This window comes from Pseudarthrobacter sp. L1SW, from assembly GCF_020809045.1.
Lineage (GTDB): Bacteria > Actinomycetota > Actinomycetes > Actinomycetales > Micrococcaceae > Arthrobacter.
The window spans coordinates 3,727,550-3,748,753 of the sequence record NZ_CP078079.1 but is presented as its reverse complement, the minus strand read 5'-3'; the positions used below and the strand labels follow the sequence as shown (position 1 = coordinate 3,748,753).

Genomic DNA, 21,204 nt, shown 5'->3' with positions numbered 1-21,204 from the left:
AAGTGTCGTTTTGGGTGCCCATAACGACACTTAGTGCGACCCAGTTGGGCTGCTCCGGCTTAGGCGCCGAATGTGGGGGTGTGGCCAAATTTAGGAGTATGCACAGGGCCGAGGGTGATGTGCACGGCCTGCTGGTCGGTGTAGAAGTCGATGGAGCGGTAGCCGCCCTCGTGGCCCAGGCCGGAGGCCTTGACGCCACCGAACGGGGTGCGCAGGTCCCGGACATTGTGGCTGTTCAGCCACACCATGCCGGCCTCGACGTTCTGGGAGAAGTTGTGCGCCCGGGTCAGGTTCTGCGTCCAGATGTAGGCGGCCAGGCCGTACTTCGTGTTGTTGGCCAGGGCGAGGGCTTCGTCGTCGTTCTCGAACGGGGTGATGGCCACGACAGGTCCGAAGATTTCCTCCTGGAAGATCCTGGCGTCGGGCGCGACGTCGGCGAACACCGTGGGTGCGATGTAGTTGCCTTCGGGCAGGCTTTCAGGCCGTCCGCCGCCGGCCAGCAGCCGGCCTTCGGACTTGCCGACCTCCACGTAGGAGGCCACCTTTTTGTAGTGCTCGGGGTGGACCAGGGCGCCCACCTCGGTCTTGGGATCGTGGGGGTCCCCGACCACGATGTTCTTGGCCCGGGCGGCGTACTTCTCGCAGAACTCGTCGTAGATGGCGCGTTCCACCAGGATCCGGGAGCCAGCGGTGCAGCGTTCGCCGTTGAGGGAGAAGACGCCGAACAGGGCCGAGTCGATGGCGGCGTCCAGGTCGGCATCGGCGAAGACAACGCAGGGGGACTTGCCGCCGAGCTCCATGGACAGGCCCTTCAAGTTCGCGGCGGCGTTCCGGAAGATCGTTTGGCCGGTGGTGGTCTCGCCGGTGAAGGAGATCAGTGGGACGTCCGGGTGCTTGACCAGGGCGTCGCCGGCTTCCTCGCCGAGGCCGTTGACAAGGTTGAACACGCCGTCGGGCAGGCCTGCGTCCTTGAAAATGATGGCCCACAAGGACGCAGACAAAGGCGTGAACTCGGCCGGCTTGAGGACCACGGTATTGCCGGTGGCCAGGGCCGGCGCGAGTTTCCAGGACTCGAGCATAAACGGGGTGTTCCATGGGGTGATCAGGCCTGCCACACCGATCGACTTGCGGTTCACGTAGTTGATCTGCGAGCCCGGGACCTTCATGGCGTCATCGAACTGGGCCACGATCAGGTCAGCGAAGAAGCGGAAATTCTCCGCCGCCCGGAGGGCCTGGCCCTTGGCCTGGGTGATGGGCAGGCCGGTATCAAAAGTCTCGAGTTCAGCGAGCCGGGACTCCTGCGCCTCAACGGCATCCGCGATCTTATTCAGCACCCGTGCGCGTTCGCGGGGCTTCATCCTGGGCCAGGGGCCGTTGGTGAAAGCCTCACGGGCGGCGGCAACGGCGAGGTCGACGTCCTCCTTCTGGCCTGCCGCTGCGGTGGCATAGTTCCGGTTGGACACCGGGTCCAGGACGTCGAAGGTCTTCCCGGACACCGAGTCAACGAACCGGCCGTTGATGTAGTGCTGGATGTGGGTGGGAAGGTCCTGCGGCACGTAGTGGGTGGCGGCCTGTTCTGCAGTGAACGTCATTGTTGTTTCCTTACTGCTCTGGCGGGTCTTTGCTTTGAGGTTCAGATGGTCTTTGCCTGGGCGAGGTAGGCGTCCAGGGTGGCGGAGCGGTGCCGGCGGGCGGCCTTCTCGATGGAATCGGCGTCTGCTCCTGATTCGATGAGCTGGAGCAGGCCCTCGTGCTCGTCCACCGAGTCGCGGGCGCGGCCGGGGACAAAGCGGAACGTTGAGGACCGCAGTGCTGCCAGCCGGTTCCAGCCCCGGTGGACGAGGTCCAGGATGTGCGGGTTGGGGCAGTGCTCGAAAAGGACGCTGTGGAAGTCCTGGTTGAGCTGGGTGAAGCGGACGGGGTCAAAGTGCTGGAGGCACTCTCGCATCTCCTCGTTCACGGCACGGGCGCGGGCAATCGCCACGGCATCGATCAGCGGAGCGGACAGTGCCGTGGCAGCCCCCTCCACAATGCTCAGGGTCTGCATGGTGTAGAGGTATTCGGTGGGGTCGATCCCGGCCACGGTGGCGCCCACGTTGCGTTCGAACGTCACCAGGCCCTCGGCCTCCAGCCGGCGGATGGCTTCGCGGACAGGCACCACACTGAACCCGAGGTCCTTGGCGATGCTGCCCAGGACCAGCCGGTACCCGGGCGTGTACGTGCCTTCCACTATCCGGGCCTTCACGGCTTCGTAGGCCTGCTGGGACTTGCTGCCCGCGGGGGCGGGAAGTTCGGTCAGGGCTGTTTCAGTCATCAGAGCTGCCAACCGGTGTCATATTGTCCGCCTTCCACTCCTCATACCGCGCCTGCCACTGCGCGTTCATGGGGTAGAGGCCGTCCACGCTGTTTCCCTGCTTCACCATCTCGAAGATGAAGGCCTCTTCCTGCTCCTGGGTGATGCAGTCCTCCACGAGTTCTTCGGCGATGGCCGGCGGGATCACCAGGATGCCGTCCGAGTCGGCCACGATGATGTCGCCGGGCTGCACCGTTGTACCGCCGCAGGCAATGGTGATGTCCGTGTCCCATGGAACGTGGCGGCGGCCCAGCACGGCCGGGTGCGGATTCGCGAAATAGGTGGGCATGTCCAGCCCGGCCACGGCGGCGTAGTCACGGACACCGCCGTCCGTGATGATCGCCGCGGCACCGCGAACCTGGGCGCGCAGGGCCAGGATGTCGCCAACAGTTCCGGTGCCCTTTTCCCCGCGGGCCTCCATCACCAGGATTTCGCCCTCGTTCACGGAGTCGATCGCCCGCTTCTGCGCGTTGAACCCGCCGCCGTGGGTCTTGAAGAGGTCCTCGCGGTTGGGGACATAGCGCAGGGTGCGGGCCAGGCCGACGACGCGGCGGTCAGGGCGGGTGGCCTGCAGGCCGTCGATGCTGACGTTGTTAAGGCCCCGCTTGCGCAGCTGCGAGGAGAGAGTGGCCGTGGCGACGCTTTCGAGTTTGGTTTTCAGGCCGGGGGCAAGGGCGCTGGCAGGGGAAGCCAGCCCGGCAGCCTCGCGCGAACCCCACGCCTCTTCACGCTGCACGTCATCAACCTTCGGTCCGGCACCATAGTCAGCGAACGGCGTCGTGCCTTCCTCCACCCGGGTGACCAAGCGGCCCGTGGTGAGGTCACCCGCAGAAACTTCAACCTCCAGCACGTCCCCGGGCCTGGCCACGGAGGCGCCGGCGGGGGTGCCAGTGAGGATGATGTCCCCCTCCTCGAGCGTGAGCAGCTGGGACAGGTCCGCCACGAGCCGGGCGAACGGGAACAGCAGGTCCTCGGTGGTGTCATCCTGGACCAGCTGGCCGTTGTGCCAGGTGCGGATGCGCAGCCGTGCGGGGTCGACGGCGTCTGCCGGGATCAGTGCCGGGCCCACCGGGGTGAAGCCGTCGCCGCCCTTGGACCGGAGGTTGGAGCCCTTGTCCGCGTAGCGAAGGTCGTACACACCGAGATCGTTGCTGGCCGTTATCGCGGCGACGTGGCTCCACGCGTCGTCGAGGCCAACCCGGCGGGCGGGCTTGCCGATGATGAGCGCGATCTCGCCTTCGTAGCCCAGGAGTTCGCACCCGGCGGGTCGCTCTACCGAGCTGCCGCTCACAGCGAGCGACGACGACGGCTTGAGGAAGTAGGAGGGCTGGGCCGGGGTGCGTCCCCGCTGGGCGGCGCGGCTGGGGTAGTTGATGTGCACCGCGATCACCTTGCGTGCCGCCGCGAGGGTGTCTCCGTTGACCTGCTCCAAAGCATCTCCTCATCGAGTACAAAATCGTATACGATCACTATCGCGCTGCCGCCGGGCCCCAGTCAACCCCTTTTCCCGAGCAAATTCACCTCCCTTGTAGTCCGCGTCACAGGTGGCGTACTGTGGTGGTCAATCGCAGGGGTTTCTTATATGGAAACCTAAATTCTATTATCGAACAGCTCAGCTGAAGCACCCACAACGAAGTGAGGAATCCCGTGCAGTTCCACCACCACGGTTACGTATCAGGAGACCCGCGGGTCAGGCCTGCGGCGGGCGTCGGAATCAACCGCCCTGCCGAACTCCCGGACGAAGTCGACGTTCTGATTGTGGGCACCGGACCTGCCGGCATGCTCGCAGCCGCCCAGCTGTCCCAGTTCCCCAATGTCACCACCCGGATCGTTGAGCGCCGGGAAGGCCGTCTTCCCATTGGCCAGGCGGACGGCATCCAGGCCCGGAGCGTGGAGACGTTCCAGGCCTTTGGTTTTGCCGAGCGGATCATCACCGAGGCATACAGGATCACTGAAATGGCCTTCTGGAAGCCGGACCCGGCGGACCGTTCGCGGATCGTCCGGGCCGCCCGCGCGGTGGATGACGAGATGGGAATCAGCGAGTTCCCGCACCTGATCGTGAACCAGGCCCGCGTCCTGGATTACTTCGCCGAATTCATGGCCAACTCGCCCACCCGCATGACGCCCGACTACGGCTACGAATTCCACGGCCTCGAAGTGGGCCAGGGGGAGTACCCGGTCACTGTGACCCTCGCCCACACCGCCGGCCCCAACGAGGGCCAGGAGCGCGTGGTCCGCGCCAAGTATGTGGTGGGCGCTGACGGCGCGCGGAGCAAGGTACGCCAGGCAATCGGCTGCACGCTCGCCGGCGACCAGGCCAACCACGCCTGGGGCGTCATGGATGTCCTGGCCGTCACCGACTTCCCGGACATCCGCACCAAGTGCGCCATCCAGGGTGAAGAAGGCAGCATCCTGCTGATCCCCCGGGAAGGCGGCTACCTCTTCCGGATGTACGTGGACCTTGGCCAGGTGGACCCGGCCACCCACCACGCGGTGCGGAACACCACCATCGAGCAGATCATCCACAAGGCGAATGAGATCCTCCACCCCTACACGCTGGACGTGCGGAACGTTGCATGGCACAGCGTCTATGAGGTGGGCCACCGCCTGACGGACAGGTTCGACGACGTCCTCCCGGACCAGCGCGGCACGCGGACTCCGCGGGTGTTCATCACGGGCGATGCCTGCCACACCCACAGTGCCAAGGCAGGCCAGGGCATGAACGTTTCCATGCAGGACGGTTTCAACCTGGCCTGGAAGCTGGGGCACGTGCTGGAAGGCCGCAGCCCGGAGAGCCTGCTGTCCACCTACTCCGAAGAGCGCCAGGTGGTGGCGAAGAACCTTATCGACTTCGATAAGGAATGGTCCACCATGATGGCCAAGAAGCCCGAAGAGTTCGAGCACCCCTCTGACCTCGAGGACTTCTACGTCCGCACCGCCGAATTCCCTGCCGGCTTCATGACCCAGTACACAGCGTCCATGGTGACCGGGAGCAACGCCCACCAGGACCTGGCCACGGGCTTTCCCGTGGGCAAACGCTTCAAGTCGGCACCCGTGGTGCGGGTGGGCGACACTAACCCGATGCACCTGGGCCACCACGCCACTGCTGACGGCCGCTGGCGGATCTACGTTTTCGCCGACGCGGCGCCGGCCGGCGGGCAATCAAGCGTGGCGGACTTCGCCGAGTGGCTCGCGAACTCGCCGCAGTCGCCGCTGGCCGCGACGCCGTCGGACGCTGATCCTGACGCGTGGTTCGACGTGAAGGTGGTCTACCAGCAGCCGCACACGGCTGTGGACATCAACGCGGTGCCGGCGGTTTTCAAGCCGCAGGTGGGCCCGTTCAAGCTGACCGACTACGAGAAGGTGTACGCCACCGATCCCAGCGCGGACATCTTCGAGCTGCGGGGGCTGGACCGCGGGGGCGTGGTGGTGGTGGTCCGCCCGGACCAGTACGTTGCCAACGTCCTGCCGCTCACGGCGATGGCGGAGCTGGCGGAGTTCTTCGCCGGCCTCCTGAAGCCGCGCCAGGGGGCGGGTCAGCCGCTGACGGTCTGAGCAGTCCTGTAGTCCGCGGCTGCGTAGACGCCCAGGATGCGCACCTCGGTGGTGAAGAAGTCCAGTTCCTCGAGGGCCAGCTTCAGCGGCAGGTCCTCGGGGTGGCCTTCGACGTCGGCCATGAACATGGTGGCGGCGAATTCATTGCCCACCATGTAGCTTTCCAGCCGGGTCATGTTCACGCCGTTCGTGGCGAAACCGCCCAGCGCCTTGTACAGGGCGGAGGGGACGTTGCGGACGCGGAACACAAAGCTGGTGACCGCCGGTCCGGGAAGCTCATCCCGCGCCGGTAGCTTCTTTTCCCGGGCCAGGACCACAAAGCGCGTGGTGTTGGAGGGATCGTCCTCAACCCGCTTGGCCAGGACTTCGAGGCCGTAGATCTGCGCGGCGAGCGGGGGAGCGAGGGACAGCTTGCGCGGATCGTTCCACTCGGCCACTTCCCGGGCGGACCCGGCGGTGTCTCCGGCGATGACGGGCTTGAGGCCGTGCTCGCGGATCAGCTTCCGGCACTGGCCCAGGGCGTGGATGTGGCTGTGCACCTCCGTGGCACCCTCGATAGTGCTGCCCGGGATGCCCAGCAGGTCGAAGTGGATGGGCAGGAAAAACTCCCCCACAATCTGCAGGTTGGACTGGGGCAGCAGGATGTGGATGTCCGCCACCCGGCCGGCAATCGAGTTCTCGATGGGGATCATGGCCAGCTCGGCCTCGCCGCTGGACACGAGCTCAAACGCGTCCTCGAAGCTCGCGCAGGGCACGCTTTCCATGTCCGGGAACATCTGCTTGCACGCGATATTGGAGTTGGCGCCGGGCTCACCCTGGTACGCAATCTTCGAGGCCATGATCCGTATGCTTTCACGCGTTACGCCCGGCTGCCCAACTGGGTAGCGCTAAGTGTCGTTTTGGGCGGTCAAAACGACACTTAGCGCTACCTAGTTGGGAGGGGACGGGACTAAACGGGAGTGACGCGCAGCCAGACGTACTGGCGGGGCAGGAGCGTGACGCCCTCGCCCAGCTGCAGCGCGGCTTCTGAGAGGAGGTCGACGGCGGCCGTTGAGAATCCGGAGAAGGTTTCAGCGGGCAGGGACTGGGGCTGGTCGCTGAAGTTGGCCAGCGCCAGGACGCGCGTTTCGCCCCCTGCTGCTGCGCTTGCGGGGCGCTGGTAGGCAAGGACGGACCGGTTGCGGGTATCGAAATCGATCAGCGTGGTGCCGGCGAGTTCCGGGGTGGCGGCCCGGACGTCGATCATCCGCTTCAGGCCGGCGTACACCGCCCCCGCTGGCGTCGAAGCATCGTGCCTGAGGGCGTACTGCCCAGCAGGATAGTGGGGCCGGTGCACCCAGCGGCTGTCGGCGTCGTGCCCTTCTTCTTCCGCATACCCGTAGTCGTTGAGCTGGCCCACCTCGTCACCCAGGTACAGGAGCGGAATGCCCCCGGTGCTGAAGGCAACCGAGTGGGCCAGGAGGATCCGCTCCACCGCCTCAGCCGGGTCCACCTCCATGCCGCACAAGGACGCCGTGGTACCTGAGATCCGGCAGTCACCGGTCTTGGGGTTGTCCTGGAAGGGGACGCCGCGGGCGAAGCTGCCCGGGAACCGGTTGACGTAGAAGGAGTTCAGGAAACGGCGGTGTTCAAAGCCGTTGACGCCGAGTTCCGCCGCGTCCTCGTCGGCGAACGTCCAGCCGATGTCATCGTGGCTGCGCACGTAGTTGACCCAGGAGGTGCCGGCCGGGATATTGTGCCGCCGTTCCAGCGCCTGGGCCAGCAGCGAGACGTCCCGGGTGGCCAGGGATTCCCAGATGAGCGCCATCTGCAGCGGGTTGTAGGAGAGCTGGCATTCGGCCGGATCGATGTAGAGCGCCACCTCGTCCGGGTGCACGATCGCCTCGGATTTGAACAGCAGCGACGGCGCGGCCAGCCGGCACACGGCGTTGAAGGCCTGGAGGAGGATATGCGCCTCGGGCAGGTTTTCGCAGGGGGTGCCCGGCTGCTTCCAGATGAACGCCACGGCATCCATGCGCAGGATGTCCACGCCCTGGTTTGCCAGGAACAGCATCTCACCGGCCATGGCCCGGAAAACGTCCGGGTTGGAGTAGTTCAGGTCCCATTGGTAGGTGTGGAAGGTGGCCCAGACCCAGCGGCCGTCCTCCATCTGGATGAAGGATCCCGGGTGGTTCTCCGGAAAGATCTCGCGCACGTTCTGCTCGAAGGCGTCGGGCATGGTCCGGTCCGGGAAGATCCAGTAGTAATCGCTGAACTCCGGGTCGCCTGCGGCGGCCCGTCTGGCCCACTCGTGTTCGTCACTGGTGTGGTTGAAGATGAAGTCCACCACCAGGCTGATGCCGTGGGCGCGGAACTCGGCGGCAAGCTCACGGAGCTGTTCCATGGTGCCCAGCTTGGGGTTGACCTGCCGGTAGCTGGAAACGGCGTAGCCGCCGTCGGAGTGCGGCTCGGGCGCCAGGAACAGCGGCATGAGGTGCAGGTAGGTGAGGCCCAGTTCCTTGAAGTACGGGATGTGGGTGCGCAGCCCTTCGAGGCTTTCGGCGTACCTGTCCACGTAGCAGACGCCGCCGAGCATGTTGTTGGACAGGAACCAGCCGCTGTTGGCCTCCCGTTCGGCGTCCAGTGCCTTCAGCTCGGCCGGACGTTCCTCCCACGAACGTGCACCCTGGACCACCAAGGCGGCAAGCTGGTCCTGCCAGTCCGGCCGGGATCCGTACAAGGTGCGGAAGAGCCGGCATAGGTCGGCGAAGTGTGCGTCGAGCCGCTGCTGAAAGCCGTGGTCTGTGGCGATGCCCGCCTGCGCGAGGGCGTCGACCACGTGCTGCCGCACTGTTTCGTCCACACTGACGAATTCCTGCATTGAAGAACCCCTTCCGACCTCCCACCGGCGGATCCGGCAGGCACTCTACGGCAGTATGCCACGGCAGGTGCCGCGGTGCGGCCGGCGGGGGTGGGGCTAGGAGCGGCCGACGGCGGGCGCCCCGGTTTTGCGCGACGCTACGGTTATTTCCGCCACGCGTTCCAAGCGGGGGTTCAGGTTGTCGCCGCCGTCCACCACGCCCCGCTGCCACCACAGCTTCAAACCTTCCGGCACCACTTCAAGGCATGCCAGATTGTTGTCGAACCAGGGGCCCTTGATGCCCGACCAGCGGAACGGCGGGTCCGGAACCTTGGCCGACCGTGCGGCCAGCGCTCCGACCGGCGCGGCCAGTCCGTAGGACATGACGGCACCGAAGGACCGCATCAGCCGGGGGAGCGGATTGCGGATGGGTGAGCAGACAGCCTGGAGGATGCGGCTGCCCGAGGACCGGTCCACTTCGGAGACGTAGGAAAAGTGCACGTCGCCGGACAGGAACGTGACAGTCTCCGGTGCCGGACCACGCGTCCCCGCTGCCACCTCCGCGGCCATAGCGGCCACCCGCCGGAAGCTGTTTTGGAAAGCGGCCCAGTGCTCCAGGTCCACAGCCTGGCGCAATTTCTCGCCTACCCGCGCCGGGAATTTCCCCCAGGCGCCTTCGGAGACTGCCTCATCCCAGGCTTCAAGGTGGTGCAGGCCCATCGGCAGGAGGAACGGCAAGGACGTGGCAACGAACAGATGGCGGAAACCGCCCTCCATCCGCCCGTCGAGCCAGGCCATCTCGGCGTCGTCCAGCAGCGCGCGGCGGTCCGGGTCCAGGTTCCGGGCGGCCCGGGAATCAACCACTATCAGGCGGGTGTCCCCAAAGTCCCGGCAGAAGCTCCACCGGTATGTCTCGGGATCCTTGTCCGTCCGTTCGGCCAGCCCGTCCAACTCGGCGCTGAGGTCCGGCTCATCGTCCCAGCGGTGGGAGGCAATCTTCTGCCAGATGGCGTCCGCCGCTCGCTCCCTGGGCGACAGGTTTCCCAGGTGCTGGTAGACCCAGTACGAGGCCAGGCCCGCCACAATGCGCCCATGCCACCAGGTGGTGGCCCGCATCGCCTCCTGCCAGGTCCGTGAGGCGTTCCAGTCGTCCCGGATGTCGTGGTCGTCAAAAATCATGGCGCTGGGCAGGGTGGACAGCAGCCACCTGTTCGCGGGGTCGGACCACGCCAGGTAGTAGAGGTGTGCGTACTCCTCGTAGTCCTTGAGCTCCTCGCCGGGAGGCGCCTTGATGTCACGCCGGGCCTTGATGAATTCCTGCATCTGGTCGCTGGTGGAATCCGCGTAGACCTGGTCTCCAAGGAATGCCACCAGGTCCGGCCACGGCTCCTTGCCGCCGGAACTCATTGCCAGTGCATACGCCCGCAGCGCGTCCACCCCGTGCCTCCGGTTTCCGGATTCGTCGTGCGGGACGCTGGTGCGGCAGGAGCCGTACGCCAGGCGGAGCGGCTTGCCGGGTTTGAGCGTGGCGATCACCGGAGCCGGGAAGCCGTCTCCGGGTTCCGGCCACGCATGCACTCCGTCGATTGCCACGGCATAGGGCGTCACGGATCCGGGATCCAGACCGTCCACTTCCACCAGGGCATAGTGGTGGCCGTGGACGGCGAAGGTCCGGGTTTGCCACTCCCCGGCGCCGGCGCGCACCGTCACCCGCGCGTTGTTCCGGGTTTCCAGCCAGATGCTCGCCGAGGTCTGGTCCACGTACCGCATCATGGGTCCGAGCACCAGTGCTGGGGTATTCATCCCTCAGTTGTACCTGCTGGAACCGGCCCCGGCTATGGGAAAAACCGCAGCTGCGGGCCGCGGTCCCCATGCCGGAGGCCGGGCGCGGCTAGCCTTCGCCGAACCAGTCGCGGGCCGGGTTGGTGACCTCCGGCGCCGAGCGCTGCAGTCCGGGCTGGGCCGCCCACTTCACGCCGTTGGCCAGGACCCGCTGGATCTGGGGGTGGTGGTACACCGGGTATTCCTGGTCGCCGGGGCTGAAGTAGAAGATGCGCCCCTTGCCCCGGGTGAACGTGACGCCGGAACGGAACACCTCGCCGCCCGCGAAGGAGCTGATGAAGATCAGGTCGTCCGGGTCCGGGATGTCGAACAGCTCGCCGTACATCTCCTGCTCGGGGATGACGATGGGGCTGTCCACGCCTTCGGCAATCGGGTGTGATGGCTTCACTGTCCACACGAGCTCGCGCTCGCCGTCGTTCCGCCAGGCGAGTGAGCAGCTGGTGCCCAGCAGCCTGGTGAACACCTTGGCGAAGTGCCCCGAGTGGAGCACTATCAGGCCCATGCCGCCGAGGACGTGCCGGTGGACGCGTTCGACGACGGCGTCACTCACCTCGTGGTGGGCCATGTGCCCCCACCAGAGCAGGACGTCCGTCTCGGCGAGCACCTCCTCGTCCAGGCCGTGCTCATCGTCGGTGGCCAGGACCGCCGTCGTGATCTCCGCCTCCGGGTAATAGGAGCGGAGCCCGGCGGCGATGGCACCGTGGATGCCGTCAGGGTAGATCTCCCCGATGTGAGACGGCTCGTTGATGGCTTCGTGGACACCCTCGTTCCACACCCGGATCCTCAGTTTGTCGTTCATTTAGAGCCGAACCTCCCTCTGTTCCAGCGCGGACTGGTAGCACGCGTCGATGATCTGTGCCCGGTAGAGGGCCAGGGATCCGTCATGCTCACCCCAGACTGCCTCGCCGCCCCGGACTGCCGTGACGAAGTCTTCCACTACTGCGTCGTGGGCGCGGCCCGGAAGTACCGGCGGGACGTAATCGGCGGATTCGCCGTCCTTGTCCGTGAACACCCGGAGCTGGCCGACGGGCGGGAAGGGCGCACCCTGCACCTTGAGCTCGGCGCCGCCGTCGGTTCCGTAAATAGTGAAGTCCAGGAGATCGTCCGTCTCACGGTAGGTGGCCCAGCTGGCTTCGATCACGAGGGTTCCACCGCCCTCAAGCCGGAGGAACGCCGAGGCGAAATCCTCCACTTCGAATGCATGGCTGGTGGCCTGCGCCGAGTAGCGGTTCCCGCCGCCCCTGCCCTGCGGGCCCAGCTCCGAATGGGTGGCGGCAGATACCGCCACCACTTTCGGTTCGCCCAGGAGGTGCAGGGCGTAGTCCAGGGCATGGACGCCGATATCGGCCAGCGGTCCGCCGCCGGCAAGCTCCGGGTTGGTGAACCAACTGCCCAGCGTCGGGATGCCGGAGCGGCGCAGCCAGGATGCCTTGGCGTAGTATGGCCGGCCCAGCCCGCCGTCGTCGATGACACCCTTGAGCGCCTGGATGTCGCCGCGGCGGCGGTGGTTGAAGGCGACGTCGAGGACGCGCCCCGCCTTGCGGGCTGCATCCACCATGGCCTGGCCTTCGACGGCGTTGCGCGCGATGGGCTTCTCGCTCAGCACATGGATGCCCCGCTCCAACGCGGCGACGGCGATGGGTGCATGCAGGAAGGTGGGCACTGCCACGCTGATCGCGTCCAGGCCGCCGTGGTCCAGCATCTCTTCCCAGTCCGCGAAGGCGTTGGGAATGGAATATTCGGCCTGCAGGGAGTCGCGGAGTTCCTGCTCCATTCCGGCCAGCGAAACGATTCGTACGCCGTCCAGGGCGTGGTAGGCCATCAGGTGCTGCTGGCCGGCCCAGCCGATGCCGACCACGCCCACCCTCAGTTCCTCTGATCGCGGTTCTTCGCGGGAAGCGGCATGCTGTCCTGGGGACTGCTCGTGGCTCACGGATTTTCCTTATCTTGTGTGGTGTTACTGGTACTTGGGTTGGGGTTTCTAGCCTTTTACGGCACCGGCAGTCATGCCGGACACGATACGCCTTTGGCAAAGGAGCACAAGGATGACCAGAGGGACGGTGATAATCACCGACGCCGCGCTGATGGTGCCCAGCGGCTGGTCGAACTCGCTGGTACCGCTGAAGAACGCGATTGCCACCGGAACGGGTCGGGACTCCGGTGAGGTGGTCAGCGTGACGGCCAGCAGGAATTCATTCCACACCGAGATGAACACGAGGATCGCGGTGGTTGCCAGGCCCGGGACAGCCAGCGGCAGGATGACCTTGCGGAAGGCCATGAAGGGCGTGGCCCCGTCAATGTACGCTGATTCCTCAAGCTCGCGCGGGATTTCCCTGAAGAAGGACGTCAAGGTGTAGATGGCCAGCGGCAGCGCGAAGGTCAGCTTCGGGATGATGAGGCCCAGCAGGGTGTCATAGAGCCCGATTTCCCGCCAGATGGAGAAGATCGGGGCCGCGATGGCGATGGCCGGGAACGTGGTGACCGAGAGGATCAGGGTCAGGATCAAGGCCTTGCGGCGCATCTTGAGCCTGGCCAGGGCGTAGGCGGCGAAGGACGCGAACACCAGCGCCACCGTAGTGGTGACGACGGCGATAATCACCGAGTTGCGCAGGGCCAGGAGGAACTCGGGGTTCTGGAACACCGCCAGGTAGTTTTCCAGGGTGGGCTGGCTCGGGAAGAGTTCCCCCTTGGACAGGCTGGGCCCGGTCTTCAGGGAGGTGTTGACCAGCCAGTAGAACGGTATGAGTGAAAAGCCCATCACGGCAACCACAAAGACCCACACGATGGGGTGCAGCTTCGCCTCGCCCCGGAGACGCCGCTTCGGTGCCTTGCGCTCGGTGGCCGGTGCCGCCGTCGCCCGCTGTGCTGTCAGGGTGCTCATTGTTCCTCCTTGGCGACTTCGCGGATGTTGCCCCCGGCGAAGCGGATGTAGACCACCGAAACGGCCATGACGGTGAGGAAAGTCAGGATGGACAGGGCCGATCCCTCGCCCACCAGGCGGTTTTCGCGCAGCTGGGTGTAGGCCAGCATCGACATGGACTCGGTGCCGTTGGCGCCGCGGGTCAGCACGAATGGAAGGTCGAAAACCCGCAGGGCATCCATGGTGCGGAAGATCGCCGCGAGCACAATCGCCGGACGCAGCAGCGGCAGGGTGATGTGGGTGAAGGTCTGCCACTTGCTGGCCCCGTCAAGTTCTGCTGCCTCGTAGGTCTCGGCGGAGATGACCTGGAGGCCGGCAAGGATGATCAGCGCAGCGAACGGCGTTGTCTTCCAGACGTCGGCCAGGATGATCACCGCCATGGCGTAGCCATGTTCGCCGAGCCACACCACATCCCCGCCAGGCAGACCCAGCATCGAAAGGACGTTCGTGACGAGTCCCAGGTTGGGCTGGAACATCGTTTCCCACGTGATGGCGCTGACCACCGTCACCACCGCGTAAGGCAGCAGCACAACGGTGCGCAGCAGTGCACGGCCCCTGAACGCCAGGTTCAGCAGCAAGGCCATGGCCGTCCCGAGGACCAGTTCGAGCGAGACCGAGAGTCCGGCGAAGAGGAAGGTCTGGCCGAACGCAGCCCACCATTGGGGGCCGCTGAGGGCGCTGATGTAGTTTTCCAGGCCCACAAACCGGGACAGGCCTGCGGTGCGGACGCTGTACTGGTTCAGCGACAGCCAGAGTGCGTAGCCAATGGGGACTGCCGCCACCAGGGCCATCAGGACCAGGGACGGGGCGGTCATCCGGAATGCGAGCCTCCGCTCCGCCCGGTCGCGGCCGTTCACGCCGCGCGTGGCCACCCCGTGACTGTTCCCGTTACCGGGGGAAAGGGACTTGGTGGCCATGGTCAGAAGCTCGCCTTTGCGGCCTTCAGCTCTTCGGCCATCGTCTTCACGGCGTCCTCGGTTGTGGCGGTGCCGGAGAGCACGGCGTACACGTTCTTGTAGATCGCCTGCGAGATCTGCGGGTAGACGGGGGAGATGGGCCGTGGCTTGGCACCCTTGACGGAGGCAAGCAGTTCGGTGGCAAACGGCATCTTCGCCAGGACATCCGCGTCCGAGTAGGCTGCCTCGTTGACGGGAGCCTGCGAGAAGTCCATGGCTACGTGCTTCTGCCAGTCCGGGGTGGTGGCGAAGTCGATGAAGGCAACGGCTGCGGCCTGGTTGGTCGAATGGGCCGAGATTGCCAGGTTCCAGCCGCCCAGGACGCCGGAGGCCTTGCCGCCTTCCCATGCCGGCAGCGGGGCGACGCCAAAGGTCCCGGCCAGCGGGGTGGCATTGAGGAGGCGGTAGACGTGCGGCCAGTTGCGCTGGTAACCAAAGTTGCCCGATTCGTAGGCCAGGCGCGCGGGGTCCTCGTTGTAGGTCAGCACCGCACGGTCCGCCGCGCCGTCCTTGAGGCCCTTCACCATGAAGTCGAGTACCTCACGGGTTTCGGGGGAGTCGATCTTGACCTCGCCCTGACTGTCCAGCACTTCTCCGCCGGCGCTGTAGAGCATTTCAAGGAAGTTCACGGTGAGGCCTTCGTACTGCTTGCCTTGGTAGACGAAGCTGTTGCCCGGCGCCCCGGCTGCCTCACTGTAGAGCTGCTGCCACGTTTCCGGCTTGGCTACTTTGTCCTTCTGGTAGTAAATGAGCCCCGCGTTCGTGAAGAACGGGGAGGCCCAGTACTTGTCCTCGTACTTGGTGGTCTCAACGGTGGACGGAATGAGCCTGTCCTTGTTGGCTTCGACGAGTTTGGTCTGGTCCAGGAGCCAGCCCTGCGAGGCGAACTCCGAGGTCCAGATGACGTCAGTGAGGAGGATATCGCATTCGGTGGACTTGCCCTCGAGCCGCTGCACGGCCTGCGTGCGGGCTTCGTCGGTGGTGGCCCCGATTTCGGTGTATTTGGCCGTGACCTTGCCGTTCGCCTTGGTGAAGGCCTCGGCCGTGCCTTTGTAGATGCCGGAGGCGTCTTTGCCGCCGCATACGTTGAGGTTGCCGGCTGCGTTGGCTGCCGACGACGGATCGGCAGCTGCCGCTTGGTCCGCGCCTTGGGGGGCCGCGCCACCGCCGCACCCGCTGAGCGCGAGGCCTACGGCTATTGCCGCAGCGGCGGCAACGGTGAGGCGCGGGGAAGTACGTCGAATCAAGTCCACAAGTGGCTCCTTTGCCGGGCTGGCGTCATTTTCGAGTTGCTTTGGAATCGATTCCAAGGTGTGCCGCGATGGCTGCTTCTGTTCTTTGGAATCGATTCCAAAGAAGTGTGACAGGCGCCACGCGAGGCTGTCAACCCTCCGTCAGCTGTTGGTGGAGTCCCTGACCACGAGCTCATGAGGGAGGAATGTCCTGCCCCTGCGGTGCGGGCCCGGTGTGGTCATCCTGGCGAGGAGGGCCTCAAAGGCCAGGCGGCCCATCTCGTAGGCCGGCTGCCTGATGGTGGTCAGTTCCGGGATGCACATTTCCGCCTGCACGGAATCGTCAAAACCTGCCACTGCGATGTCCTCCGGAACCCGCAGCCCGGCGTCGGTAATTGCGCGGACGCATCCTGCGGCTACCGTATCGCTGCCGCAGAAGACGGCGTCGGGAAGCGGCTCCGCCTTCAGGAGGTCCTTGGCTTGGACGCGCCCGGTGCGGAAGTCGAAGTCTCCCTCCACGAAGAGTATCTGGTCCGCGGGCAGGCCTGCCTCGGCGGCCGCCAGCCGGAAGCCCTCCTCGCGCAGCCGGCCGGAGCGTGCTGCCCTGTTGCCGATCATCGCCAGCCGGCGGCCGCCCGTCTTGATGAGGTGCCGGGTGATGTCGAAGGCGGCCTGGCGGTCATCGATGGCAACGCCGAAGGCGGCCTCGGCATTGGCGATCTCGCAGACCTGGACGACGCTTTGCTGCTCGGCCATGTCCCCGATGTCCTCATCGGGCATCGTTGGTGAAAACATCACCAGGCCGTCCACGGAGCCATTGCGCAGCATGTCCACCAGCTGCTGCTCCCGTTCGGGGTCCCCGGCGGTCGGGGCAATAAGGCTGACATAGCCGGAGAGTGCCGCGGCATCGCTGATCCCCCGGAACACTTCGCTGATGATGGGGGAATTGAGGTTTTTGGCCAGCGCCAGAATGCGCATGGTCCGGTCCCGCCGCAGGTCGCGGGCGGAGGCGAGCGGGCGGTAGTTGAGCTGGCGGATGGCCTCGGTGACCTTTTCCTTGCTGGACTCGCTGACGGCCGGACTTCCGTTCAGGACCCGGGAGACGGTGCCCACGGACACCCCTGCCGTCTTCGCGACGTCCTGCACTGTCGCTCGCGCCATCTCCGTCTTTCCTCCCGCGACCAGTGTTATGGGTCACCGCTGCCCCACCCGTGCCGCGCGTCGCAGCGGCGGGGGTGTCCCCAGCTTAGCCGCCCGCCCAAGGGTGCGTCCGCTGACGGGGGCCTTGTCCCACGGTTCGGCGGCCGGGGCGGCTGCCACCGGGCCGTTCCGTCCGGCCACCTATGATGGCTCTCATGACCGAACGCGCCCGGGACGAGGCTGCCGGAAAACTCGAGCGGGTAATCGCCGCCCAATTGCGGCACTACCGCACTTCCCAGGGCATGTCCTCTGCCGAGCTTGCTGCCCGCACCGGGATGTCCAAGGCGATGATCTCGAAGATTGAAACCGCCAGCACCTCTTGTTCCCTGACCACGCTGCAACGCCTCGCGGACGGGCTTAAGATCCCGGTGACTGCGCTGTTCCGCGGTGCGGACACGGACCGGGACGCCACCTTCACCAAGAGCGGGGAGGGCAGCCTCACAGTGCGCAGCGGCACCCAGCACGGGCACGAATACCGCGTCCTCGGCACCCTCAAGGACCGAACGGACGCGCTGGAGCCGACCCTGGTGACGCTGACGGACGCCTCGGACGTTTTCCCGCTCTTCCAGCACCCTGGGACGGAGTTCATCTACATGCTTGCCGGCAGGATGGTGTACGGGCACGGCCGGTACGAATACACCATGGAACCCGGCGACTCGCTCCTGCTTGACGGCGAGGGGCCGCACGGCCCCCTGGAACTCCAGGAGCTTCCCATCAAGTTCCTTGCCGTCGCTGCCAGGTAGGTCCCATTCCACGTCACGACAGGACATCGCCTGCGGCTGTGGTCCTCAGCTGTGAATGTTGGCGGTAAATGGCGGTCTTTCTGTGGCGCTAAGTCTCGCCCTGCTAGTCCGCAAGCGCTCTTGACCTCCTGTAGAACGCCGCTCGGGACATTCCGAGATCCCCCGCAACCTGCGCAGCGGGCTCGCCACCTTTGACCAGGCGAACAGCGCTCCTGATCTGACTATCAGTAACCAGGCGGGGCCTGCCGCCAAGGTCCCTGCCAGCTTCTCTTCGCAACATAGAGTCCATCGGTGTCGCTGTGTCGACGTCCCCCTCCGCCCAGGTTGAGGACGCGCAGGGCGGCGCCCCTACTGCGGAGTTCATCGGCAAACGCGAGCATGTTTTGGGTGGATCGCCTGAGCCGTTCCAGAGTCGTGATGACGAGGGTGTCACCCTCCATAAGGGCATCAAGCGCTCTTGATCAGGCTCTGGTCGCGGCGCGCGTGCTCCGGAGACGCCCTGGTCGATGTAGGGGTGATCGCGTCGAACGCCGGCGGCCAATAGATCCACCCGCTGCCGGTCCGTGGACTGCTGCCGTGTCGAAACTCGTGCACAGCCAATAAGCTTCGACATGACTGCCTCGGATGTGTCTCATAACTAATGATTTGTTCGCCGATTCGAGTAGAAGGTTTCGATACATAGTTATGAGAATCGCCGGACGCAGAGAAAGTCACATGATTTCACGGGAACTAGGATCCCGCGGGACAGGGCCAATGAGACGTCTCGTATCCCAAGGGTTTCGAGACACCGGAGGGTCGCAGATAAGGCAACCTCGCGGAGAGGTTTATCGGGCGGGGCATACGGGAATTAGTAAGGAGGACCGCGCTACGCCATGATTTTTTCAAACCAGCCGCGCGTCGACCGACCGGCTAACGGGACGCTGTGCGGGCAGGCCCTTTACGGGTGACGCCGGGCCCGGGGCTTTGGATAGCAAAGGGTCATCCGTGCCGAACTTTTCTCGCCTGAATCTGCTATTTTGCCTAGGGCCGCTAGCCTTGGCAGGTGGAAATTCGCGCGGTTCTTTTTGATCTTGACAACACACTGTTCGACCATCAGGCGTCCGCCACCGCCGGGGTGGCAGGATTCCTCAAGCATCTAGGAGCTGAGTTTTCCGAGGAATTGCGCTTTTCTTGGTTCGAAATCGAACAGGCCTGCTACGACCAGTTCCTCCGAAAGGAGATTTCTTTCGATGAGCAGCGGCGTGAGCGGCTGCGCCGCTTCCTCCCCTTTGCCCGGGTTACGGTCCCCGAATCGGAAGGAATGCTTGACGAGCTCTTCCTGGCCTACCTCAGTAGTTATGAGAATGGATGGACGGCGTTTCCAGACGCCGTTCCCGTTCTGCGCGGACTACGCAAGGATCGTATGCCAGTCAGCGTCCTCACTAACGGAAATGACGACCAGCAGAGGGCGAAAGTAAAGAAAATAGGTCTCGAACCACTCGTGGACAGGATTTTCACTTCGGAACTGATCGGCCACGCCAAACCCGCATCAGAGGCCTTCCTAGAATCGTGCAAGGAACTGAAGGTATCGCCAGCCCAGGTTCTATACGTCGGTGACAATTACACCGTCGACGTTGAAGGCGCCCGGAATGCCGGGTTACAAGCCGTACACCTCGCCCGGGGGAGCAACCCATCAGAGGGTTCAATTCAAAGCTTGGCGGAACTGCGTTCCATTCTTTCGAAGAATCCCAGCAGACGTTGTTAAGTGTCCGCGGCACGTTCCCTGGGAGGGCGTGAACTACTGGTTCATTGCCGCGATCCTGGTTACAGCCGGATTTGTTGGAAGACTGCTCTACGTACGGGAAGCCTCCGCCGCATAACCCTAGGGTAATGAGAGGCCTTGGTGCCACGGGATCCATGGTTCCGCTCATGATCAGTCCTCCCCGCCAGGCAACACCCGGCGTGTCAGGCCAACCACGGATCCACCGTTATTCCGGCAGTCCCGCCGGCCGAGACCAGGGTGGAGGGATGTCCGCGATAATCTGCTCGGTCAGAATCATGCCGCCGAAGTCAGCGCGTGCCTTTGCCAGTGTTTCCGGTTCGGGGTCGATAGTGGCATACCAGGGCTGCAGATCTTTGGCCTGCACGAGATGCTTTCCCCCGCCAAGGTCAATGATGTTCCAGTCGGAGAGGTCGTTGGCGTGTTTCAGGTGGGCGTCGGTGAGGAGCTGGATTCCGTGGGCATCGGGGATGTACTGGCCGTTCAGGTGCCTGTTGTAGCGGACGTGATGTTCCTCGACGTGAGGAAGAGCTGGCCTGGCACCGGCGAGGTCACTCCAGGAGATGGTGAGCGCTTTGCTATGTCGTATGAACGCCAGATCGGTGTCCACTGGGAACGCGGTCATGGCCCGGCTGACCTGGGCCAAGCGGTCCTGCCAGGACATCGTGTCGTCCATAACCCCGTAACAGGTCCGTCCCAGGGGGCTCATCGAAGCTGATGTGAAGCGGCGTGGTTTGGACCGCAGGTAGGTCACGCCGGCCATGGCGAATTTGATCGCGCCGGCAGCTATCGCGGGCCCCACGTCAGGGTTCTTGGATCGGATCTGGTGGATGTTGCGGTAAAGGTAGACGTCGGCTCCCTCGAAGCGGCCCCATGCCGTGGCAGCGTCGGCGATCTGTGCTGTCAGGGCCTCCGGGACGTGCCAGGTGCGGCGTTCTTCTTCGGCGTCCAATAGGGTCAGATCCTTGGTCTGGTAGGACACAAACGCGGTCAGCTGCTGTGGTACCTGTCCGCCGCTCAACCATTCCGGCAAAAACGCCTCCGGAGCCGCGGTGACTCGCCCGGATTTCCCGACGGACTCCAAATGTTGCGCGAAGGCAGCGAACCAGCAGCGCACTCCTTCCTCTCTCCCGGCCCTGCTCATCAGCGCCACCGGACCGGCAACCGAATCCGAGACTCCTTCCGTGAACACGTCATCCCAACCGGAGTCCAGAACGGCCTGGTTCGCCACCTGGACCGCAGCCTCAACTGCCTCAAAAACATCCTTCGAGCCACGGGGCCGGAACTGCAGCCACAGTTCTTCGTACTGGGCCTTCCGCCACGCCTTTGACAGCGAAGTCCAGACAACCTCAACTTCTGCTCCCGGCATCCGATCTCTCCCCCCAATCCGCAGTTTTTCCACGAGTCTCCCGCGAACCTACCTGATTCCATTGAGTGAGGACAGGCCGATTCTGATGCCCACTCATACCTCAGTGTCCGAACCACCAGAATGAGTCCACCTATTACCGGGTGAATACTGACGGCAGAAATACGCCGCTGCCGGTAGTCGAGTATCCCGTTGGCGTTCCTAATCTGGGGTGTCTCAAAACCTTTCTGCCTCGAATCCCTATAGATTCAAGACAGCCAGCGAGCAGTGGTGCGACAAAGAGCGATCACAAAACGCCGCCATTTATCAGCAAACTCCACAGGCCCCAGCCGCACCCCCGATAACTCCTCGAGTAACCCTTCAGCGGGTTGGTTTTCGGCAGGTTAATCATCCAGTGCGGCAAGCCGCGCTCTCCGTCATCCAGATTTAACATTTCCTG

Annotated in this window: 16 protein-coding genes and 1 pseudogene; 3 read left to right on the top strand and 14 right to left on the bottom strand. The window is 64.7% G+C overall.

Going from position 1 to position 21,204, the window contains the following annotated elements; translation table 11 throughout:
* Nucleotides 1-59: 59 nt before the first annotated feature.
* The 3 genes from hpaE to KTR40_RS17365 are packed head-to-tail and all read right to left on the bottom strand — an operon-like array spanning nucleotide 60 to nucleotide 3,785.
* Nucleotides 60-1,592 (bottom strand): 5-carboxymethyl-2-hydroxymuconate semialdehyde dehydrogenase, encoded by a 1,533-nt coding sequence (hpaE, locus tag KTR40_RS17375; RefSeq protein WP_228404530.1) that lies wholly within the window; start codon nucleotides 1,590-1,592, stop codon nucleotides 60-62.
* 41 nt (nucleotides 1,593-1,633) lie between these two features.
* Nucleotides 1,634-2,314, bottom strand: coding sequence for a GntR family transcriptional regulator (locus KTR40_RS17370; RefSeq protein WP_228404529.1), 681 nt, complete (start codon nucleotides 2,312-2,314; stop codon nucleotides 1,634-1,636).
* Nucleotides 2,307-3,785 (bottom strand): fumarylacetoacetate hydrolase family protein, encoded by a 1,479-nt coding sequence (locus KTR40_RS17365; RefSeq protein ID WP_228404528.1) that lies wholly within the window; start codon nucleotides 3,783-3,785, stop codon nucleotides 2,307-2,309. The genes KTR40_RS17370 and KTR40_RS17365 overlap by 8 nt, the downstream gene beginning before the upstream one ends.
* Nucleotides 3,786-4,000: 215 nt before the next feature.
* Between KTR40_RS17365 and KTR40_RS17360 the strand changes: the two genes are divergently transcribed.
* The gene (locus KTR40_RS17360; protein WP_228406185.1) at nucleotides 4,001-5,908 is read left to right on the top strand and encodes an FAD-binding monooxygenase; all 1,908 of its coding nucleotides are present in this window, start codon (nucleotides 4,001-4,003) and stop codon (nucleotides 5,906-5,908) included.
* Here the strand turns inward: KTR40_RS17360 and KTR40_RS17355 are convergent.
* The 9 genes from KTR40_RS17355 to KTR40_RS17315 all read right to left on the bottom strand — a co-directional run bounded on the left by KTR40_RS17355 (nucleotide 5,890) and on the right by KTR40_RS17315 (nucleotide 16,858).
* Nucleotides 5,890-6,747, bottom strand: a complete 858-nt coding sequence (locus KTR40_RS17355; RefSeq protein WP_228404527.1) for a prephenate dehydratase — start codon at nucleotides 6,745-6,747, stop codon at nucleotides 5,890-5,892. The genes KTR40_RS17360 and KTR40_RS17355 overlap by 19 nt on opposite strands.
* A gap of 110 nt (nucleotides 6,748-6,857) precedes the next feature.
* Nucleotides 6,858-8,768: an alpha-amylase family glycosyl hydrolase gene (locus KTR40_RS17350; protein ID WP_228404526.1), complete on the bottom strand. Its 1,911-nt coding sequence runs from the start codon at nucleotides 8,766-8,768 to the stop codon at nucleotides 6,858-6,860.
* Nucleotides 8,769-8,864: 96 nt separating this feature from the next.
* On the bottom strand, nucleotides 8,865-10,550 hold the full coding sequence (locus KTR40_RS17345; RefSeq protein WP_228404525.1) for an alkaline phosphatase D family protein: 1,686 nt from the start codon (nucleotides 10,548-10,550) through the stop codon (nucleotides 8,865-8,867).
* Between the two features lie 88 nt (nucleotides 10,551-10,638).
* Nucleotides 10,639-11,388: a ThuA domain-containing protein gene (locus KTR40_RS17340; RefSeq protein WP_139030728.1), complete on the bottom strand. Its 750-nt coding sequence runs from the start codon at nucleotides 11,386-11,388 to the stop codon at nucleotides 10,639-10,641.
* On the bottom strand, nucleotides 11,389-12,522 hold the full coding sequence (locus KTR40_RS17335) for a Gfo/Idh/MocA family protein (RefSeq protein ID WP_139030727.1): 1,134 nt from the start codon (nucleotides 12,520-12,522) through the stop codon (nucleotides 11,389-11,391).
* Between the two features lie 48 nt (nucleotides 12,523-12,570).
* A complete protein-coding gene (locus KTR40_RS17330) occupies nucleotides 12,571-13,470 on the bottom strand; it encodes a carbohydrate ABC transporter permease (protein WP_228404524.1) in 900 nt (299 codons plus the stop codon).
* Nucleotides 13,467-14,426: a carbohydrate ABC transporter permease gene (locus KTR40_RS17325; RefSeq protein WP_228404523.1), complete on the bottom strand. Its 960-nt coding sequence runs from the start codon at nucleotides 14,424-14,426 to the stop codon at nucleotides 13,467-13,469. Before KTR40_RS17325 ends, KTR40_RS17330 begins: the two co-directional genes overlap by 4 nt.
* A 2-nt stretch (nucleotides 14,427-14,428) precedes the next feature.
* Nucleotides 14,429-15,718, bottom strand: a complete 1,290-nt coding sequence (locus KTR40_RS17320) for an ABC transporter substrate-binding protein (RefSeq protein ID WP_228404522.1) — start codon at nucleotides 15,716-15,718, stop codon at nucleotides 14,429-14,431.
* Between the two features lie 141 nt (nucleotides 15,719-15,859).
* Complete coding sequence (locus KTR40_RS17315) at nucleotides 15,860-16,858, bottom strand: LacI family DNA-binding transcriptional regulator (RefSeq protein ID WP_139030725.1); 999 nt, start codon at nucleotides 16,856-16,858, stop codon at nucleotides 15,860-15,862.
* Between the two features lie 194 nt (nucleotides 16,859-17,052).
* On the opposite strand from KTR40_RS17315, the gene KTR40_RS17310 reads away from it, so the two are divergent.
* The gene (locus KTR40_RS17310; protein ID WP_228404521.1) at nucleotides 17,053-17,640 is read left to right on the top strand and encodes an XRE family transcriptional regulator; all 588 of its coding nucleotides are present in this window, start codon (nucleotides 17,053-17,055) and stop codon (nucleotides 17,638-17,640) included.
* Nucleotides 17,641-17,743: 103 nt separating this feature from the next.
* On the opposite strand, the pseudogene KTR40_RS17305 reads toward KTR40_RS17310, so the two are convergent.
* Nucleotides 17,744-18,253 (bottom strand): annotated as a pseudogene (locus KTR40_RS17305) (recombinase family protein).
* A 429-nt stretch (nucleotides 18,254-18,682) separates the two neighbouring features.
* Here KTR40_RS17305 and KTR40_RS17300 point away from each other — a divergent pair.
* Nucleotides 18,683-19,384 (top strand): HAD family hydrolase, encoded by a 702-nt coding sequence (locus KTR40_RS17300; RefSeq protein WP_228404520.1) that lies wholly within the window; start codon nucleotides 18,683-18,685, stop codon nucleotides 19,382-19,384.
* Nucleotides 19,385-19,607: 223 nt separating this feature from the next.
* On the opposite strand, the gene KTR40_RS17295 is transcribed toward KTR40_RS17300, so the two are convergent.
* Entirely contained in the window at nucleotides 19,608-20,768 is a 1,161-nt protein-coding gene (locus KTR40_RS17295) for a hypothetical protein (protein WP_228404519.1), read from the bottom strand.
* Nucleotides 20,769-21,204 lie beyond the last annotated feature (436 nt).

Bases quoted from the DNA above. Each gene is read 5' to 3' on its own strand.
- KTR40_RS17330 (WP_228404524.1), bottom strand. From the start codon at position 13,470: ATGAGCACCCTGACAGCACAGCGGGCGACGGCGGCACCGGCCACCGAG.
- KTR40_RS17345 (WP_228404525.1), bottom strand. From the start codon at position 10,550: ATGAATACCCCAGCACTGGTGCTCGGACCCATGATGCGGTACGTGGAC.
- KTR40_RS17315 (WP_139030725.1), bottom strand. From the start codon at position 16,858: ATGGCGCGAGCGACAGTGCAGGACGTCGCGAAGACGGCAGGGGTGTCC.
- KTR40_RS17340 (WP_139030728.1), bottom strand. From the start codon at position 11,388: ATGAACGACAAACTGAGGATCCGGGTGTGGAACGAGGGTGTCCACGAA.
- KTR40_RS17350 (WP_228404526.1), bottom strand. From the start codon at position 8,768: ATGCAGGAATTCGTCAGTGTGGACGAAACAGTGCGGCAGCACGTGGTC.
- hpaE (WP_228404530.1), bottom strand. From the start codon at position 1,592: ATGACGTTCACTGCAGAACAGGCCGCCACCCACTACGTGCCGCAGGAC.
- KTR40_RS17310 (WP_228404521.1), top strand. From the start codon at position 17,053: ATGACCGAACGCGCCCGGGACGAGGCTGCCGGAAAACTCGAGCGGGTA.
- KTR40_RS17325 (WP_228404523.1), bottom strand. From the start codon at position 14,426: ATGGCCACCAAGTCCCTTTCCCCCGGTAACGGGAACAGTCACGGGGTG.
- KTR40_RS17355 (WP_228404527.1), bottom strand. From the start codon at position 6,747: ATGGCCTCGAAGATTGCGTACCAGGGTGAGCCCGGCGCCAACTCCAAT.
- KTR40_RS17370 (WP_228404529.1), bottom strand. From the start codon at position 2,314: ATGACTGAAACAGCCCTGACCGAACTTCCCGCCCCCGCGGGCAGCAAG.
- KTR40_RS17295 (WP_228404519.1), bottom strand. From the start codon at position 20,768: ATGCCGGGAGCAGAAGTTGAGGTTGTCTGGACTTCGCTGTCAAAGGCG.